At 24.8% G+C, this 18,302-nt stretch carries 17 protein-coding genes; all 17 read right to left on the reverse strand.

Annotated features, from left to right (window positions below; translation table 11 throughout):
- Nucleotides 1–41: 41 nt before the first annotated feature.
- Nucleotides 42–719, reverse strand: a complete 678-nt coding sequence (locus BT993_RS01190) for a peptidylprolyl isomerase (protein WP_083557350.1) — start codon at nt 717–719, stop codon at nt 42–44.
- A gap of 4 nt (nt 720–723) precedes the next feature.
- Nucleotides 724–1,083 (reverse strand): hypothetical protein, encoded by a 360-nt coding sequence (locus tag BT993_RS01195; protein ID WP_072592856.1) that lies wholly within the window; start codon nt 1,081–1,083, stop codon nt 724–726.
- A gap of 58 nt (nt 1,084–1,141) precedes the next feature.
- Nucleotides 1,142–1,726, reverse strand: a complete 585-nt coding sequence (locus BT993_RS01200) for a nucleoside triphosphate pyrophosphatase (RefSeq protein WP_072592857.1) — start codon at nt 1,724–1,726, stop codon at nt 1,142–1,144.
- Between the two features lie 49 nt (nt 1,727–1,775).
- The gene (locus tag BT993_RS01205) at nt 1,776–2,594 is read right to left on the reverse strand and encodes a purine-nucleoside phosphorylase (protein WP_072592858.1); all 819 of its coding nucleotides are present in this window, start codon (nt 2,592–2,594) and stop codon (nt 1,776–1,778) included.
- Nucleotides 2,595–2,662: 68 nt separating this feature from the next.
- Nucleotides 2,663–4,177 (reverse strand): murein biosynthesis integral membrane protein MurJ, encoded by a 1,515-nt coding sequence (murJ, locus tag BT993_RS01210; protein WP_244147528.1) that lies wholly within the window; start codon nt 4,175–4,177, stop codon nt 2,663–2,665.
- Nucleotides 4,143–4,847 carry a segregation and condensation protein A gene (locus BT993_RS01215; protein WP_072592859.1) on the reverse strand — a complete coding sequence of 235 codons (705 nt, stop codon included), beginning with the start codon at nt 4,845–4,847 and terminating at the stop codon, nt 4,143–4,145. Before BT993_RS01215 ends, murJ begins: the two co-directional genes overlap by 35 nt.
- Entirely contained in the window at nt 4,834–5,853 is a 1,020-nt protein-coding gene (ribF, locus tag BT993_RS01220) for a riboflavin biosynthesis protein RibF (protein WP_072592860.1), read from the reverse strand. The genes BT993_RS01215 and ribF overlap by 14 nt, the downstream gene beginning before the upstream one ends.
- A 14-nt stretch (nt 5,854–5,867) precedes the next feature.
- On the reverse strand, nt 5,868–8,192 hold the full coding sequence (gene lon / locus BT993_RS01225) for an endopeptidase La (protein WP_083557348.1): 2,325 nt from the start codon (nt 8,190–8,192) through the stop codon (nt 5,868–5,870).
- The gene (clpX, locus tag BT993_RS01230) at nt 8,192–9,424 is read right to left on the reverse strand and encodes an ATP-dependent Clp protease ATP-binding subunit ClpX (protein WP_072592861.1); all 1,233 of its coding nucleotides are present in this window, start codon (nt 9,422–9,424) and stop codon (nt 8,192–8,194) included. The genes lon and clpX overlap by 1 nt, the downstream gene beginning before the upstream one ends.
- A gap of 2 nt (nt 9,425–9,426) precedes the next feature.
- Entirely contained in the window at nt 9,427–10,005 is a 579-nt protein-coding gene (gene clpP / locus BT993_RS01235; protein ID WP_072592862.1) for an ATP-dependent Clp endopeptidase proteolytic subunit ClpP, read from the reverse strand.
- Between the two features lie 57 nt (nt 10,006–10,062).
- A complete protein-coding gene (tig, locus tag BT993_RS01240) occupies nt 10,063–11,337 on the reverse strand; it encodes a trigger factor (protein ID WP_072592863.1) in 1,275 nt (424 codons plus the stop codon).
- A 12-nt stretch (nt 11,338–11,349) separates the two neighbouring features.
- Nucleotides 11,350–13,023, reverse strand: coding sequence for a single-stranded-DNA-specific exonuclease RecJ (gene recJ, locus BT993_RS01245; RefSeq protein WP_072592864.1), 1,674 nt, complete (start codon nt 13,021–13,023; stop codon nt 11,350–11,352).
- Between the two features lie 2 nt (nt 13,024–13,025).
- Nucleotides 13,026–13,400, reverse strand: coding sequence for a 30S ribosome-binding factor RbfA (gene rbfA, locus BT993_RS01250; RefSeq protein WP_064579694.1), 375 nt, complete (start codon nt 13,398–13,400; stop codon nt 13,026–13,028).
- 12 nt (nt 13,401–13,412) lie between these two features.
- The gene (gene infB, locus BT993_RS01255) at nt 13,413–16,076 is read right to left on the reverse strand and encodes a translation initiation factor IF-2 (RefSeq protein ID WP_083557349.1); all 2,664 of its coding nucleotides are present in this window, start codon (nt 16,074–16,076) and stop codon (nt 13,413–13,415) included.
- On the reverse strand, nt 16,077–16,652 hold the full coding sequence (locus tag BT993_RS01265) for a DUF448 domain-containing protein (RefSeq protein WP_158007921.1): 576 nt from the start codon (nt 16,650–16,652) through the stop codon (nt 16,077–16,079).
- A complete protein-coding gene (gene nusA, locus BT993_RS01270) occupies nt 16,621–17,709 on the reverse strand; it encodes a transcription termination factor NusA (protein WP_072592866.1) in 1,089 nt (362 codons plus the stop codon). The genes BT993_RS01265 and nusA overlap by 32 nt, the downstream gene beginning before the upstream one ends.
- Nucleotides 17,699–18,193 carry a ribosome maturation factor RimP gene (locus BT993_RS01275; RefSeq protein WP_072592867.1) on the reverse strand — a complete coding sequence of 165 codons (495 nt, stop codon included), beginning with the start codon at nt 18,191–18,193 and terminating at the stop codon, nt 17,699–17,701. The genes nusA and BT993_RS01275 overlap by 11 nt, the downstream gene beginning before the upstream one ends.
- Nucleotides 18,194–18,302 lie beyond the last annotated feature (109 nt).

Below are 18,302 nucleotides of genomic sequence, written 5' to 3' on the forward strand. Positions count from 1 at the left end.
TTTTTTTCACACTCTCAAAAAATAAGGAAGTATTATCTTCCTTATTTTTTTAACTCATATCCTGTAGCTTTTAATTTCTCAGTCCATTCCTTTATTTCTTCTTCAAAATTTCCTAAAAAATCATTTACATCATATCCTGAAATTTCAATATCTAATATTGAATCATCTTGTCTAATTAATCTTGCAATTGATAAATCATTTCTATCTTTTAAGTTTCCAATAATAGAATATTCATCATTATAATCTTCAGCTTTTTGTAATGTTATAAATATTTGTGAACCATTTGTATTTTTTCCAGCATTTGCCATAGCAAGTATTCCAGCTCTATCAAATCTCAAGAAACTAAATTCATCATTTAATAAATATCCTGGATTTCCAGTACCATCTCCAGCTCTATCTCCAGATTGTATAATATTATTTAAACTAACTCTATGAAATTTTAAATTATCATAATAGTCATTAGTTGCTAAAAATACAAAATTGGCAACTAATTTTGGTGCAGCTTCAGGATATAAATAAACATTTATATCACCTTTAGTTGTTTTTATTACTGCTTCAAGTTTATATGCTTTCATTTTATTAGCTAATTTTTCTTCTTCTGTTAAATTAAATAGTTTTTCTCCTAAAAAGCTTGTCAAAAATTTTTCACCGGCACTAGTACAACTTACTACAAAAAGTGAAAAACAAGCAATAAATAATAATTTTACAATTTTTTTCATTTTTTTACCTATAAATATTGAATCCTTCAACCATGTTTTCAATATCTACTTTTTCCTTTCTATTAAAATTAAATATATTAAAATTAAATTCTTCTACTTTTAATGAACTTAATAATTTCATTTCTTCTTTTTCTGAAACTAATAAATCATAAATAACTAATAAATCTAGTACTTCATCATTTGAACTTACAACTTCTACAATTTGAATTAATCTTCTATTATTAATATTCAAACTTTCTTTTAGTATCTCATTTGCAAGTTTTTTATTGGCTATTGCATTATATAAATTAGATTCTAAATTATTTAAAACTAAACCAAATAATATATTAGGTTTATGAGGTTTTTTAATTTTTACTATTGCCATTAAATCTCCTTCCTTTATGTGTAATTTTATCATATTAAGATTAGGAATTCAATTATTATTACCTTAGTTTATAAATATTATTTAACTCATTAAAAACTTCTCTTATCGGTAATCCCATTACATTATGATAAGGTCCTTCAATTTTTTCTATTAAAATTGAGCCTGCATCTTGTATCCCATATGCACCAGCTTTATCAAATGGAGAGAAATTATCAACATAAAAATTTATTATTTCTTCAGAATTATTTGCAAAATATACTTTAGTTTTACATGTAAATTTTATAATATAATTATCATAAATAATACATACTGCAGTAATAACTTCATGTACATTTCCATTTAATTCATGTAACATTTTTAAAGAGTTTTCCTTATTAATTCCTTTTCCATATATTTTTTTATTAAAATATACTATGGTATCTGCTGAAATAACAATTTTATCTTCAACATTTTCAAGTTCATTAAATGCTGTAATTCCTTTTCTCTCAGCTAATTTTAAAGTTAATTCTATAGGATCATTTATATTTATTTCTTTAGTAAATTTCTCCTCATCAAATTTTGGTATATGTATTTCAAAGTTATCAGTTATCATAGAAAGTATTTCTTTTCTTCTAGGTGATGAACTTGCTAAATATATTTTCATTTTAACTCCCTTATATAATAAATACCGATTATATTAATCGGTATCTAATTTATACTAACTCTTTAATGAATTCTTCCATCCAACTACATAATTTCTTACTTGCTTCTTCTGCAATTAAAACTACTTCATCGTGTGAATGATTACCTACACGTAACCCTGTTGCCATATTTGTTATACATGATATACCTAATGTCTTTATCCCTACATAATTTGCAACGATAGTTTCTGGTACTGTAGACATACCTACTGCATCACTTCCTGCACGACCAAACATTCTAATTTCAGATGCACTCTCATAATACGGACCTTGGAAAAAAGTATATACACCTTTCTTTATATCTAGTCCCATTCTTTTAGCTACATTTTCAGCTTTCTCTCTTAATTCTAAACTATATGGTTCTGACATGTCAGGAAAACGTACCCCAAATCTTTCATCATTTGCTCCTCTTAAAGGATTATCTCCAACAGCATTAATAAAATCTTCTATTATCATTAAATCACCAGGTTTAAAACTTGGATTTATTCCACCACACGCATTTGTAACTATCATCTTTTTTATTCCTAATAATTTCATAACATATACAGGATATGCTGTTTCTTTCATAGAATATCCCTCATAATAATGGAATCTTCCTTGTAATGCCATAACTTTTGTTTTTCCTATTCTTCCAAAAACTAAATTACCTGCATGACCTACTACTGATATTTGTGGGAAATTAGGTATATCTTTATATGATATATATTTCTTATCTTCCATAATGTCAACTAATTTACCTAATCCACTTCCTAAAATTACTGCTATGTCTATATCTGTATCAACTAGTGATGATATATAATCTGCACTCTCTTTTACTTTATTATAAAACATGTCTTCTCCTTTTTTATTTTATATATTCGTTATTATTATAACTATATTTTATATTCTAGTCAATATATTTATCTATCCAATATTTCTTTCTTATCCTTAATATATTTTAAAGATAAAATTGCAAAGTATAGTATTATAAATATAAATAATTTTACAATTATTTCTATATTTTGATTTTGTATATTTATAGTATTTTCTATTATAAATATACAAATTATTGAGTTTACAAAAGAAATCATAATAAATTTAAAATATTTTGATAAACTTACATTTGAATATCTAGTTTTTAATGAAATTAGTAGAATTACATAATTTACAAAAGCTGAAAAAGTAGTAGCAAATGTAAGCCCTCTATGAGTAAATTTTTTATATAATAAAAAATCTAAAATAATATTTATAGTAATTGCAATTAGAGATGAAATTACAGGTAATTTTCTATCTTTATTTGCATAATGGGCTCTAGTTAATAGATGTATTGTTGAAAAAAATATTAATCCCAAAGCATATATTTCTAATATTTCAGAAGTTAGAGTTACACTTTCTAATGTAAATTTACCCCTTTTAAAAAGTAAAGTAATAATTTCTTTAGAATAATATATTAAACCTAAACTAGACGGAACAATTAAAATAACAAGTAAATTCATTCCTCTTTCTATAGTAAGTTTGAATAATTCATTATTCTTTTTCAAAACTGCCTTAGATAAGTCTAGAAAAACTACAACTGATAAAGATATTGCAAATACTCCTATTGGTAATAAATATAATCTTGAAGCATAGTTTATAGCACTTATTGTACCGAGTTTTAAACTCCCAGCAAATGCAGTGTCAACTAATTCATTTATTTGATACCCAAATATACCAATTAATGTTGGAATCATTAATAAAAAAAACTTTTTAACATATTCATCTTTATAATCAAATGTAAATTTATATGTTTTCAATATTTTTAAAAATGAAGGTAATTGTATTAAAACTTGAAATAGTCCCGATAATAAAAATGAAACTCCAAGTCCATATATTCCTAAACTATTTTTAGTTAATATTGCTCCTATTATTATTGTTAAATTAAATACTACTCCAACTAAAGTTGAAATATAGAATTTTCCATAATTATTAAGTAGTGATGAAATTAATCCTGAAATAGAAATAAATATTAAGTAAAATGACATTATTTTTAGTAAAATTGATGCTGTAGCAAGCATTTCTGGATCTTTAAATTTCAATATATATTTTAAAGTAAAATCTGAAAATAAAGCCATAAATAAAGAAATAGTAAATGCTAATGAAATTATTAAATTAGTTAAGTTAAATACAAAATCATTAGCTCTCTTTAAATTTTTTTCTTCTTTAACCTCATTATAAATTGGGATAAATGCTGTACCAAGTGAACCCTCACCTAATAAAGTAGTAAAAAAATTAGCTATTCTTGATGATGCAAAATAGGCATCAGTATAACCAGTAGCACCAAAAAAAGCAGCAATAACTATTTCTCTTATTAGTCCTAAAATTCTACTTAACATATTAATTAACATTACAATTAAACTTGATTTAAACATGTAATTCCTTTCTAATAATAAAATCATTATCAGATAAAGTTATATCTATACTACCCTCTTTAAATAAATCTAGTATAGCTAAGAAAAAACTAACAATTCTTCCTTTTGAAAAATTCCCTTTCATTAATGAAGAAAATAATAATTCATTATTTTTACTAAATTCTTTTTCAATTTCAAACAACGCATCTGTTGTTGTAAATGTATCTACAACATTTATTTTAATATTTTCCTTAATTTCTACTTTATTAATCAAATTATTAAATATTTCACACAAATTATTCAAAGTTAAATCTTCCAAAGAATAATATATGTTATATTGCTCTTTAGTTTTATTTCCTTTAACTATATATGGAACATTATATTCAATTTCTCTTTTAGAAAATTCTTCAGCAATTTCCTTAATCACCTTGTATTCAAGTATTCTTTTTTCTAAATCTTGTTCTTTTTCTATTTTTTTATCCTCATTTAATATAGAATAAGCCTTAATTTCTAATAGTTCTGTTGCCATAGCTAAAAATTCTATTTTAATTTTTAAATTTTGTTCAGTTTCTTTATTAATAATATTAAGATATTCATCAATAATTTCTGATATATATATTTTTGAAATATCAATTTTTTTATTATCTATCAAATGTAAAAATAAATCTAATGGACCCTCAAAATCTTCAGTTTTAACTAATAAATCAATATTTATCATATATTTTCTCTTTCCATATTTTTGTATCCATTAAAATTTGTTGTTTTAGTTCTTCTAATGAACACATCTTTTTTTCTAATCTAATATTTTCAAGTAAATCTACAACTATTATTTTATCATAGATTTCTTCATCAAAATCAAAAATATGAGTTTCAATATGTAACCCCTCATTTTCTAATGTTGGATTTTTGCCAATATTCATAATACCGTAATATGTATTATCATCATCTTCTATATGTATCCTAACACCATAAACAGCAAATAAAGGATAAATCTTATTTTTTGATAATAGATTTGCAGTCGGAAACCCTAGAGTCCTAGCAAGTTTTTTTCCATGAACTACTTTATCCATAATAATATATTCGTGACCCAATAATTTTTGTACATAAGTCATTTTACCATTTTCAATTAATGTTTTGATAAATGTACTTGAAATTACACAATAATCTTTATCTAAATAATCTTTTAATTCTTTTATATCTACTATTTTTAATTCATCAGTTTTCAAATTAAATAAAACAGGATTGATAACATTAACTTTAATCTTATCTTTTAATAATTCATTTAATTTTATAACATCACCTTTTTTTCTATTTCCAAAACTATAATTAAAACCACAAAAAATTTCTGATGCGTTTAATTTATCAATTAGTATATTATTTACAAAATCTTCTGGAGATAATTCATTAACATCAAAAAATTCTTCTAAATATACATAATCTAAATTCATTTTTTCAAAAATATATAATTTCTCAGATAATGTTGTAATTAAAGTATCCTTTTTTTTAGGATATTCTCTAAAAGTATATATCAATACTTTTTGATTTAATTTTTTCCCTAATTCTAATGCTTCATTGATAATTTTATGGTGTCCTAAATGGACACCATCAAAATTACCTAAAACTACTATATTTTTTTCTTTAAAAACAATATCATTAAGAATCTTACTCTTACTAAATTTTGCAAATTCCTCTGCATAACTTACATTTTTTAAGATTACTTTCATTTTTTACCTCTCGATTATTCAGAAAATACTATTTTTTCTACTTCTGAATATTTTTTTACATAATGTATTTTAATTTGTGATAATATTTCTTCTGGTAGCTCTACTGTATCACTTTTATTTTCAAAAGGAAGTATTATTTCTCTAATACCTATTCTGTGTGCTCCTAATACTTTCTCTTTTATTCCACCAACTGGAAGTACTTCTCCAGTAATAGTAATTTCACCTGTCATAGCAATATTTTGTCTTACTTTTCTTTCAGATAAAATTGAAACTATTGCAGTTGTAATTGTTATACCTGCTGATGGTCCATCTTTTGGTGTAGCACCCTCCGGGAAATGTAAATGTATGTCATATTCTTCATAAAATTTAGAATTAATTACTGATAACTTTTTATAATTTGCCCTAACATAAGTATAAGCAACACTTGCTGATTCTTTCATTATTAAACCTAATTTACCAGTAAACTGTATTTGACCTTTTCCATCCATTTTAACAGCTTCAACATCTAAAGTAGTTCCTCCAACAGAAGTCCAAGCAAGTCCCTTAACTACTCCTAATTTTGCATTTTTTTCTGCCATTTTATCTTTCTTATATTTTTCTGGTCCTAAATAATCTGATAAATTTTTTAAATTAATCGCATACTTTTTAGATGAATCTTCTAGCTTTAGTTTAGCAATTTTTCTAAGTATTTTTACTATTTCTCTTTTCAAATTACGAACTCCAGCTTCCATAGTATATTTATTAATAATTTCAAGTAAAACACTATCTGAAAATTTAACATCTTTTATACTTGTTTCAACTTTTGCTTGACTAACTAAATAATTTTTAGCAATAACTAATTTTTCTTGTATAGTATATGAATCTACATTTATTACTTCCATTCTATCAAGTAATGGTCTAGGTATACCTGAATAATCATTAGCTGTACAAATAAAGAAAGCATCTGATAAATCATATTCAAAATCAACATAATTATCTTTAAATGTTTTATTTTGTGCAGGATCTAATACTTCTAGCAATGCAGAAGCTGGATCTCCTTTAAAATTAGAATCTAATTTATCTATTTCATCTAATAATATTACAGGATTATTAACCTTTGCTCTTTTTAATGCTTCTATAATTCTTCCTGGCATTGCTCCTATATATGTCCTTCTATGACCTCTAATTTCAGATTCATCATGAACACCACCTAATGAAATTCTTTCAAATTTTCTATTCATAGCATGAGCTATAGACTCCCCTAACGAAGTTTTACCAACTCCTGGTGGTCCTATTAAGCAAAGTATAGTTCCCATTTTTTTATTATTTTCTTTATTTAATTGATTAACAGCAAGATATTCTAAAACAGTATCTTTAACTAATTTTAAACCAAAATGTTCTTTATCTAGTATTTCTTCTGCTATTTTTATATCAATATCCTCTGTTTCACTTTTTTCCCAAGGAATTTCAAGCATAGTATCTATATATGTTCTAATAACACCTGCTTCAGCAGAAAAATTATTCATTTTCTTATATCTATTAACTTCTTTCATTAGCTTATCTGCTAATTCATATGGTAAATCTCTTGATTCTATATGAGATATTAATTCATTTATTTCATCTTCAGTATCTTCTTCATCTAATTCAGAATAAAGCCCTTTAATTTTCTCTCTAATATAGTACTGTCTTTGATTATCTTCTATGTTTTTTTTAACCTTATTTTCTACACTTCTATCAATTTCTTCTAATTCTATTCTAATTTTTAATGCTTTAGTTAAATTTTCAAAAATCTCATCTACATTGTTAGATTTTAAAATTTCTACTCTATTTTCTTCATTTAAATCTAAAGTTGATGCTAAAGTATACATAAAAGTTTCAAAAGATTTAATTTCAAAAATACTTTTTATTAAATCTTCAGGAATTAATTTATTATTTACAATATTTAAATCTTGAATTAAAGATTGTAAATACATTCTATATTTCTTATTATTAGCTTTCTTTGTTTTTTCTATAGGATAGTTTTCATATTTTGCTTTAAACATCCCATTTTCACTAATAACATCTGTTACCTTTATTCTTTCTTCCCCTTCAATTATTAACCTTAAATTACCATCTGGTGTTTTCATTATTTGAATAATTTTACCAATTACACCCACTGTTTCAACATCATCAATTCCCTCTATTTCCTCATTAAATGAGTTTTTTTGAATTGCTAAAACTAATTTACCCTCTGTATGTTCTACAGAATAATCTACGGCTTTTTTACTGAAATCTCTTCCTACTATTATAGGTATAACTGCTTGTGGAAAAAATACTATTTCTCTAATAGGAATAAAAGGTAATATTTCCATTTTATTCATCAATTCTTCCCTTTCTCACTTTTTATAAATAATTCATTTTTTTCAATTATCATGTCTTTAGTAATAATTACTTTCTCAGTATCTTTTTTTGAAGGTATTTCATACATTAAATCAAGCATGGTATTTTCAATAATACTTCTTAAACCTCTTGCTCCTATTTTTCTTTTTAATGCAAGTTCAGCAATTTCTTCTATAGCATCTTCTTCAAAAATCAATTCTACATTTTCAATTTCAAAATATTTTTTATATTGCTTAATAATCGCATTTTTAGGCTTTGTTAAAATAGAAACTAAAGCTTCTTTATTTAATTCTGATAAAGCTGTTATTACTGGTAATCTTCCTATAAGTTCTGGAATTATACCAAATTTTCTAATATCTTCTGGTAAAACATGGTCAAAAATAGTCATATCATCTAATTCTTCGTTTTTATCCAAGTTTAAACCAAAACCAATTTGTTTTTTATTTAATCTTCTTTTTATTTTTGATTCAAGTCCCTCAAAAGCTCCACCAACTATAAATAATATATTAGTTGTATCAATTTCTATCATTTCTTGATTAGGGTGTTTTCTTCCACCTTGAGGTGGAACAGAAGATACTGTTCCCTCAACAATTTTTAATAATGCTTGTTGTACCCCCTCACCAGATACATCACGAGTTATAGAAGTATTTTCAGACTTTCTAGCTATCTTATCAATTTCATCTATATATATTATTCCTCTTTGTGCTAATTCTATATTATAATCTGAGGCTTTTATTAACTTTAACAATACATTTTCAACATCATCTCCAACATAACCTGCTTCAGTAATAGTAGTTGCATCTGCTATAGCTAAAGGAACATCAAGTATTTTGGCTAATGTTTGAGCAAGTAAAGTTTTACCTGAACCAGTTGGTCCAATTAATAATATATTAGATTTTTGAATTTCTATATCATTATCTTCTCTATCAAGTATTGAAAGTCTTTTAAAATGATTATATACTGCAACAGATAATACTTTTTTAGCTTGTTCTTGACCTATAATATATTCATCAAGTTTTTCTTTTATTTCCTTAGGTTTTAATAAATTAAAATTATCAAAATTATCTGTTTCTTCATATTCTAATTCAATATCTCTATTTTCAATACATTCATTACATATAAATGCAGTTGAATCTTCATTTGAAAATAATGTATCTACTTCATTTTCACTTTTATCACAAAATGAACAAAAACATTCTTTTTTATTTTTCATTCTTATTTCTCCAATACTTTATCTACTAATCCATAAGCTACTGCTTCTTCTGCTGATAAATAATTATCTCTTTCAGTATCTGCTATAATTTTTTCAAAACTTTGTCCAGTATTTTTTGAAAGTATTTCAGCTAACTTATGTTTTGTTTTTAATATATTTTCTGCAACTATTTGTATATCTGTTGCTTGTCCTCTTGCTCCACCTAAAGGTTGATGTATCATAACTTCTGAATTAGGTAATGCAAATCTTTTGCCTTTAGTTCCTGAAGATAAAAGAAATGCTCCCATACTTGCTGCCATACCTATACATACAGTTACAACATCACAAGATATATGATTCATTGTATCATAAATCCCAAACCCTGCTGTAACCATTCCACCTGGTGAATTTATATACATTGTAATATCTTTTTCTTTATCCTGTGCATTTAAGAATAATAATTGAGCTATTATTGCATTTGCCATTTCTGTATTAATTTCACCACTTAAAAAAATTATTCTATCTTTCAATAATCTTGAATAAATATCGTAAGTTCTTTCTCCATTACCCTCATTTTCAATTACATATGGTACTAAACTCATTTTTTCTCCCCTTTCTATATATTGGAAAACTAGACCTAAGTCTAGTTCCAAAAATTATTAGTTATTTATTAATAAATAATCATTTACTTTTGCAAAGAATAATTGTGAATTAATTTGTCCAAAAAATCTATTAACTCCATCTGTTTTTTCTAATTCAGCAGTTAATTGATCCATTGTCATTCCATACATTCCAGCAACTCTTTGTAATTCTGCATCAAATTCAGCTTCTGTAACTTCAATTCCCTCTACTTCAGCAATTCTTGATAAAATAAAGCTTGATTTAACACCTTTTTCAGCATTTTCTCTTAAGTCTTCTCTCATTTTTTCAACTGTTTGACCTGTCATTTGTAAGTATGCTTCTAAATTCATACCTTGCATTTGTAATGTTTGTGCAAATCTATCAATTTGTGCATTTATTTCTTGTTCTACAGTTATTGTAGGAACTTCCATTGTTGTTGCATCTGCTATATTTTCAACAATTGTTTGTAATCTTTTATTTTTTGCTTGATTTTCTTTATTTGATAATATATTTCCTTTAATTGCATTTCTTAAATCTTCTAAAGTATCTGAACCTGATGCTTTTGCAAATTCATCATTTAATTCTGGAATTATTGATTCTTCTAAACTATTTAATTTAACTTTAAATACTGCTTCTTTCCCTTTTAAATTTTCAGCATGGTATTCTTCTGGGAATTTAACATTTACATCAAATTCTTCTCCAAGTTTTTTACCAACTATTTGTTCTTCAAAAGTATCTATAAAGCTTTTAGAACCTAATTCTAATCTATGATTTTCTGCTTTACCTCCATCAAAAGCTACACCATCTACAAATCCTTCAAAATTAATAACTGCTATATCTCCTAATTTAGCCTCTTCTCTTTCAGTTTTTTCAAATTTCTTAGCTCTTTGAACCATTCTATTTATTTCATTTTCTACTTCTTCATCAGTAACTGATACTTCTTCTGCTTTTATATCTAACCCTTTATATTTAGGTAATTCAAATTCTGGAAATACAGCAACCTTTAAATTCATTTTTAATTTATTTTCATCATATTCTAATGAAACTATTTGTAAATCTGCTACAGGTCTTAATTTTTCTTCTCTAATTAAAGTAGTATATTCTGTTTTTAATATTTCATTTATTAATTCATCTCTTATTTCACTCTTGAATGTTTTTTCAATAACATCTACTGGTACATGACCTTTTCTAAATCCATCAACTTTAACATTTTTAAATTTAACTAAAATAGATTCTCTTAATGTTTTGTATTCTTGTCCTTCTTTTAATATTTCAAAAGCTACCTCTGAACCTGCTAATTTTTCTAATTTCATTTTTCCTCCTAATTATTCTATATCTTTTAATTTTAATCTTAATATTTTTTTACCTATTAATTCAGGTGTATATATTATTTTATACAATTTATTTGAATTTTTCAAGTTTAATTTATAACTCAAATTATAGCCTAATATTTGTATATCTTTACCATTTCTATATATATTTGCTTTAAAATGTTTATTATCAACACCAAATATTAAAATATTTCTAAATTTAATATTTTCATCATAGAAATTTGGTTCATCATTAGAAAGACCAAATGGTCCTAAACTATTTATTTCAGTCATTTTCTTTGTAGTTATTTGAGCTATAGGAAATTTAGCATCTATAACTATATTATTTTTTGATTTTTCTGTAAGATTTAAATTATACATCTTTTGTTTAAGTTTATCTCTTATTAAATTTAAGTTAGAACTTGTAATTAAAAATCCAGCTGCAAGATTATGTCCACCAAAATTAATAAAATAATCTGAAAATTCAGATATTAATTTATATATATTCTTATTTTCGATACTTCTACACGAACCTTTGCAATAACCATCAACCTTAGAAACAATAATCACTGGAACTTTAAATTCTAATGCTAATTTTGATGTAATAGAACCTAAAACTCCTAAGTTTATATCGTTTATTTCATAATATATATAATTTAATTTTTTAATATCTCTGTTTTCAAGAAATTTTACTATTTTATTGTATATCTTGCTTTCATAATTTTTTCTTTCGTTATTATACTCATACATTTCATTTAATATCTGAGTATTAATTTTTTCAGAATTTGATGTTAAAAATTTTATTATTTTTAACGGGTCATCTAATTTTCCTATTGCATTAATTAACGGTGATATTCTATAACTTATATCATTAATTGTAATATATTCTGGATCAATTTTAAAATTTTCTATTATCATTTTAAATGCCAAAATATTAGTTTTAGAAAAATTCTTAAGTCCTCTTTTTATCAAAAATCTATTTTCATCAACACATTCCATAACATCTGCAATAGTAGCAAGTGAAATTAATTCACAATATTCATATATATCTGAAATTGATTTATCTGGTAATTTTGAATATATAGCTTGAACTAACTTAAATACTACTCCTGCACCTGATAATTCCTTAAATGGATAATTTTCTGATTTTTTAGGGTTGATTTCTAATATAGATTTCATATTTTTATTATTATAATGATGGTCTGTTATTATTAAATCAACACCCATAGACTTTAACATATCCATATGTAATATCTCACCAAACGAATTATCCACTGAAATAACAAGTTTAATATTTTTATCTTCTATATTTTTAAAATATTCTTCATCCAAACTATATTTAAACATTGTTCTTGTAGGAATATATATTTCATTTTTTATATTTAATTTATCAAAAATTTTAGAAAGATAAAGTGAGCCTGATATGCCATCAATATCATAATCTCCAAAAATCAATATTTTCTTGTCTTTATCCATAAATTCTAAAATTTTATCAACTACTTCTTCCATATTTGTTAATAAAAATGGATCATGTAATTGTTTATAACTTGGATTTAAAAAAGAGTTCATTTCTTCTTTAGAATGTATTTTTTTATTAAGTAGTAAAGTTGTAATTAATTCATCTTTATTAAAAAGTTTCATTTTACTTTCTAAATAATCATTCTCATAGAACATCCATTTCCAATTCATGATTATTCCTCACTATCTATATTAACAGTAGCCATTGCTTCTTTTAATATTTTAGATATTTTCACACTATATTCTACACTATCATCTAAATGTATTCTAATTTCTGGAGTATATCTAATTTCTAAATTTTCACCAACTTTTTTCCTAAAAAATCCTTTTAACTTATTTAATTCTTCTAAAAGTTTTTCTTTATTTATATTTTGTTTATAATCTAAAATTGACATAATTACATCTGCATAACGAGCATCTGGCGATAAATTAACTGACTTAACTGTAACCAAGTTTCTAATTTTTTCATTTTTAACTTCTAATAATATAGCTGTACCGATGATTCTTGAAATTTCTTTTTCTAAACCTCTTTTTCTTCTAATATTCATAAATACCCCTATCTATTGTTTTACTTGTTCTACAACAAATGCTTCTATTATATCTCCTGCTTTTATATCATTGAAATCTTTAATTCCTATACCACAATCTTGTCCAATACTTGCTTCTTTAACATCATCTTTATATCTCTTAAGTGATGCAATTTCACCCTCATGAACAATAATACCGTCACGTAATAATCTAATCTTAGATTGACGAGTAATTTTACCTTCAATTACTAATGAACCAGCAATATTACCTACATTTGAAATTTTGAATACTTCTCTTACTTCTAATCTTCCATTATATATTTCCTTATATTCTGGATCTAACATACCTTTCATAGCTTTTTCAAGATCTTCTGTAACATGATATATTACATTATAGTTTCTAATTTCTACTCCAGATTTTTCTGCTTCTGTTCTCGCTGTATTTGTTGGTCTAACACTAAATGCAATAATAATTGCATTTGATGCTGCCGCAAGCATTACATCTCCCTCAGTAACTGCTCCAGCACTTGCTTGAATAATATTCATACTTATCTTATCATTTGATAATTTATTAATTGATTCTTTAAGTGCTTCAGCTGATCCTTTAGAATCTGCTCTAATAATACATTTTAATTCTTTTAATTGTTGATCTTCTAATTCTTTAGATAAACTTTCAAGTGAAATATGTTTTTTCTTATTAAGTTCATCTTTTTTCTCATTTTTAAAATCTTCAACTATTTTCTTAGCTTGTTTATCATTATTTACACAATATAGTAAATCTCCAGCTTCAGGTATTTCATTAAATCCTGTAATTTCAACTGGTTGTGAAACTCCAGCTTTAGTAATCTTATTTCCTCTATCATCTAACATAGATCTTACTCTACCATAAGATGACCCAGAAACAAATATATCTCCTATTTTTAATTCTCCCTCTTGAATTAAAATGTCTGCAACTGGTCCCATTTGTACATCTAATCTTGATTCAACTACTATAGCCTTAGCTCTCTTTTTGTGATTTGCTTTAAGCTCCATTATTTCTGAAGTTAAAAGTATTGTTTCTAGTAGGGCATCTAAATTTAACTTTTGTTTTGCTGAAATTTCTACCATTTCAGTATTTCCTCCCCATTCTGGAGAGATTAAACCATGTTCAAGTAATTCTTGTTTAACTTTCATTACATTTGCACCAGGTTTGTCTATCTTATTAATAGCAACTATAATAGGCACATTTGCTTCTTTAGCATGCGAAATTGCTTCAATAGTTTGTGGTTTAACGCCATCATCTGCTGCAACTATTAATATAGAAATATCTGTTATATTCGCTCCTCTTACTCTCATTTCAGTAAAAGCCTCATGTCCTGGAGTATCTATAAATGTTATTTTTTGTTTATTCCATTCAACTTGATAAGCACCTATTCTTTGTGTAATACCTCCAGCTTCACCATCAATCACATTTGTATGTCTTAGTGCATCTAATAATGAAGTTTTACCATGATCTACATGTCCCATAATTGTTATTACCGGAGCTCTTAATTCTTTATCTTCTTCTTTATCTTCTATTTCAAGATTATATTTTTCTCCATAAGATACTTCTATTATTTCTTCTTTTTCAACTATTACATTATACTCAATAGCTATTTCTTCTGCTTCTTCAATGTTTAATATAGCATTAGCAGTATACATCTTACCTTGCATAAAGAATTTTTTAATTATGTCAGATGAATTAATTCCTAATTTTTCAGCTAATTCTTTAATTGATATTTCTTGAGGTAGAACAACTAGTCCAACTCCACCCTCTTCATCTCTTATTACTTCTGATTTTACAACTTTTTCTTTTTTCTTGATTTTTTTCTTTTTATCTTCTTTTCTAAAATCATCACGTAATTCTTTTAATTTTCTTTCTTCATCTTTTGTTTTTTTATCATTTTCATATTTCTTTTTCTCAAATTTAGATTTTAATTTAGAGTTTTTAGATTTAACATCATTTTCCATTGTTGGAATTTCTATTATAGCTTCTTTTTCTTCTTTAGCGTGTGTTTTAAATGGTTTCTTATTATCATCATTTCTTCTATCTTTATTAAATGGTCTTCTTTCTCCATTTTCAAAAGGCTTTCTTTCTCCAAAATTTTGATTATTTCTTTTCTCAAAAGGTTTTCTTTCTCCATTATTGCTAAAGTTTCTATTGTCTCTATTTACTCTATTATCCCTATCTTTATTAAAGTTTTCTTTATTTTCAAACTTAGGTCTTTCTCCTCTAAAATTATTTTTTCTTTCATTATTATTTTTTTCAGAAAAATCTCTATTTTCTCTATTAAAAGGTTTTCTTTCTCCGAAATTTTGATTGTTTCTTTTTTCAAAAGGTTTTCTCTCACCAAAATTCTGATTATTTCTTTCTGGTCTTTCACCTTTATTTTCATTTTTATCAAATCTATCATTTCTAAATTTATTATTATTATTATTATTTTTATTAAATTTATTGTTATTTCTGTTATTAAATATTATTTTTTCACCAATTACTTCTTCTTTTTTAGAAGTATTTTTTTCAACTGATTTCATTGGATTTAATTTATTTTCTATATCTTTTATTTCACTTTCACTTAAAGCTGATAAACTTGATTTATCATATCCCATTGTTTTTAATTTTGTAATAAGATCATTAGTTGATTGTCCAATTTTCTTAGCAAACTCATAAACTCTCACTTATTCCACCTCCATTTTATTTAGTATCCCTCTTACAACCTTTTTAGTTTTTACCCCTATTACCTTAACATCACTTAAAAAGATTTTTTTTAAAGAATATTGTTTTTCAATAAATATTATATTTACATTATTTAACTTAGCTATTTTTTTTAATTTATTAACATATTTCCCATTAATATCAGATGGTATAATCAAAAGTTTCACTATAGAATCTTTCATTCCATCTAAATTTTCATCTACTCCATATACTAAATATTCAGAATTTTTTAATCCCTCTAATATTCTTAAAATATGTTCATCTTTGTTTTCTCTATTTTCTTTTTTTTCAAAATGCTTAAGAATTTTTTCTGCACTTTTCATTTCAACTTTAAATTTATTAAAAAATTTCTGAAAAACTTCTAAATCATTTTTGATATACTTTCCTCTATTTTGAATATTTTGATTTTCATCATAAACATATTCACCTTTTAAATTTTCAACAAATCTAAGTAAATTTTCTTTCTTATCATTAGCTCTTGTAATTACACAAGTTCTTATTATTACATTACTCTTGTTTTTCTCTCTCTTCTTCTCCAATTTCATCACTCGCCTCTATATTTACTCTTAATTTACATAGTTTACCAGCAAGTTTAGAGTTTACTCCTTTTTTACCTATAGCAAGTGTTAATTGACTTGGATCAACTTCAACTTTAGCAACTATTTCATCTTCATTTCTTACTATTTCTACTGAAAATATTTCAGCAGGATATAGTGCATTTTTAACAAAAAGTCTTTGATCAGCATTCCATTCTACTAATTCAATCTTTTCTCCATTTAATTCATTAATAACATTACTTATTCTAATTCCGTCTTTACCTATACAAGACCCTTTTAAATCTATATTTGGATCTTCTGAATAAATAGCTACCTTAGATTTAACTCCTACTTCTCTTGCTATGTTTTTAATAACTATGCTACCTGAAGCAATTTCAGGAACTTCTCTTTCAAATAGTTTATGTATTAATTTATCATCTGTTCTTGTAATATCCACTTTTGGAAATCTTCCATTAGTATCAACATTTCTAATATATGCTACTAATCTATCTCCAACTTGCACTTTATCAAGTTCTGATAATTCTCTTTGTGGTATTATTACATCTAGTCCATTCATAGAAACGTAAAGACTTCCATTTTCTTCAATTCTTCTTACTATAACATTTACTATTTGGTGTTCTATTGCAATAAGTTGTTTAGAAATTAATTCTTTCTCTTGTTCTCTTATATATTGAATAATTATTGATTTTGCTCTTTGAATTGCATTTCTATTAAATTCATCAGCATTTAATTCTATTTTTAAATAATCTCCAACTTTTATCCTTTTTCTATAGTTTTTAGCCTTACTAAAAGGAATTTCAGTTGTTTCATTATATACTTTAACTTCATCATCTATAATTAACTTTTCACAGAACATTTTAACATCTCCTGTTATTTGGTCAATTTCAATTTCTAAATTTTCTTGATCATTAAAATCCTTTTTATATGCAGCTAACAATCCTGTTTTTAGTCTTTCTAATAAATCACCTTTTGGTATACCTTTTTCTTTTTCTAATTCTTCGATTGCATCTAAAAATGTCAATTTATCTTTAGATTTCATTTTCAACATCCTCCTTAAATATTTTATCAGATAAATTAAATATTAATTTTGCAGTTTTAACTTTTTCTAAAGGTATTTCTATATTTCCTATAACATCATCCTTTAGTAAAATTAGATTATTTTCAAAACCTAATAACATACCTTCAAAACTCTTTTTATTTTCAATATTATTTTTTGTTTTCACACTTATCTTTTTACCTGTAAATCTAATAAAATCTTTTTCTTTTTTTAGCTTTCTTTCAAGTCCAGGAGTTGAAACTTCTAAATAAAATTTATCATCAATTAATTCATCAACAATATTATCTATTTTTGTACTTAGCATAACACAGTCATCTAAACTTGTATTTCCAGTTTTAGATTCAACATATATTCTTAGAAAATTGTATCCTCCCTCTCTAACATACTCAATGTCTGCTAATTCCAAAGAATTTTCATTTAAATATGGCTGTATTTCTTTTTCAATTTTTAATAAAACTTCTTCCACATTATATTCCTCCTTTATTTTAATATTAAAGAGTGGGTCGCCCCACTCTCCTTTCAAATATCATATTTATATTGTTATGATAACATATTTTTACTTAAAAATCAAGAAT

The organism is Streptobacillus ratti (assembly GCF_001891165.1).
Classification (GTDB): Bacteria; Fusobacteriota; Fusobacteriia; order Fusobacteriales; family Leptotrichiaceae; genus Streptobacillus; species Streptobacillus ratti.

Coding starts and splice junctions, on each gene's coding strand:
- BT993_RS01190 (WP_083557350.1), bottom strand. CDS start 719: ATGAAAAAAATTGTAAAATTATTATTTATTGCTTGTTTTTCACTTTTT.
- BT993_RS01195 (WP_072592856.1), bottom strand. CDS start 1,083: ATGGCAATAGTAAAAATTAAAAAACCTCATAAACCTAATATATTATTT.
- BT993_RS01200 (WP_072592857.1), bottom strand. CDS start 1,726: ATGAAAATATATTTAGCAAGTTCATCACCTAGAAGAAAAGAAATACTT.
- BT993_RS01205 (WP_072592858.1), bottom strand. CDS start 2,594: ATGTTTTATAATAAAGTAAAAGAGAGTGCAGATTATATATCATCACTA.
- murJ (WP_244147528.1), bottom strand. CDS start 4,177: ATGATTTTATTATTAGAAAGGAATTACATGTTTAAATCAAGTTTAATT.
- BT993_RS01215 (WP_072592859.1), bottom strand. CDS start 4,847: ATGATAAATATTGATTTATTAGTTAAAACTGAAGATTTTGAGGGTCCA.
- ribF (WP_072592860.1), bottom strand. CDS start 5,853: ATGAAAGTAATCTTAAAAAATGTAAGTTATGCAGAGGAATTTGCAAAA.
- lon (WP_083557348.1), bottom strand. CDS start 8,192: ATGAATAAAATGGAAATATTACCTTTTATTCCTATTAGAGAAATAGTA.
- clpX (WP_072592861.1), bottom strand. CDS start 9,424: ATGAAAAATAAAAAAGAATGTTTTTGTTCATTTTGTGATAAAAGTGAA.
- clpP (WP_072592862.1), bottom strand. CDS start 10,005: ATGAGTTTAGTACCATATGTAATTGAAAATGAGGGTAATGGAGAAAGA.
- tig (WP_072592863.1), bottom strand. CDS start 11,337: ATGAAATTAGAAAAATTAGCAGGTTCAGAGGTAGCTTTTGAAATATTA.
- recJ (WP_072592864.1), bottom strand. CDS start 13,023: ATGAATTGGAAATGGATGTTCTATGAGAATGATTATTTAGAAAGTAAA.
- rbfA (WP_064579694.1), bottom strand. CDS start 13,400: ATGAATATTAGAAGAAAAAGAGGTTTAGAAAAAGAAATTTCAAGAATC.
- nusA (WP_072592866.1), bottom strand. CDS start 17,709: ATGAAATCTAAAGATAAATTGACATTTTTAGATGCAATCGAAGAATTA.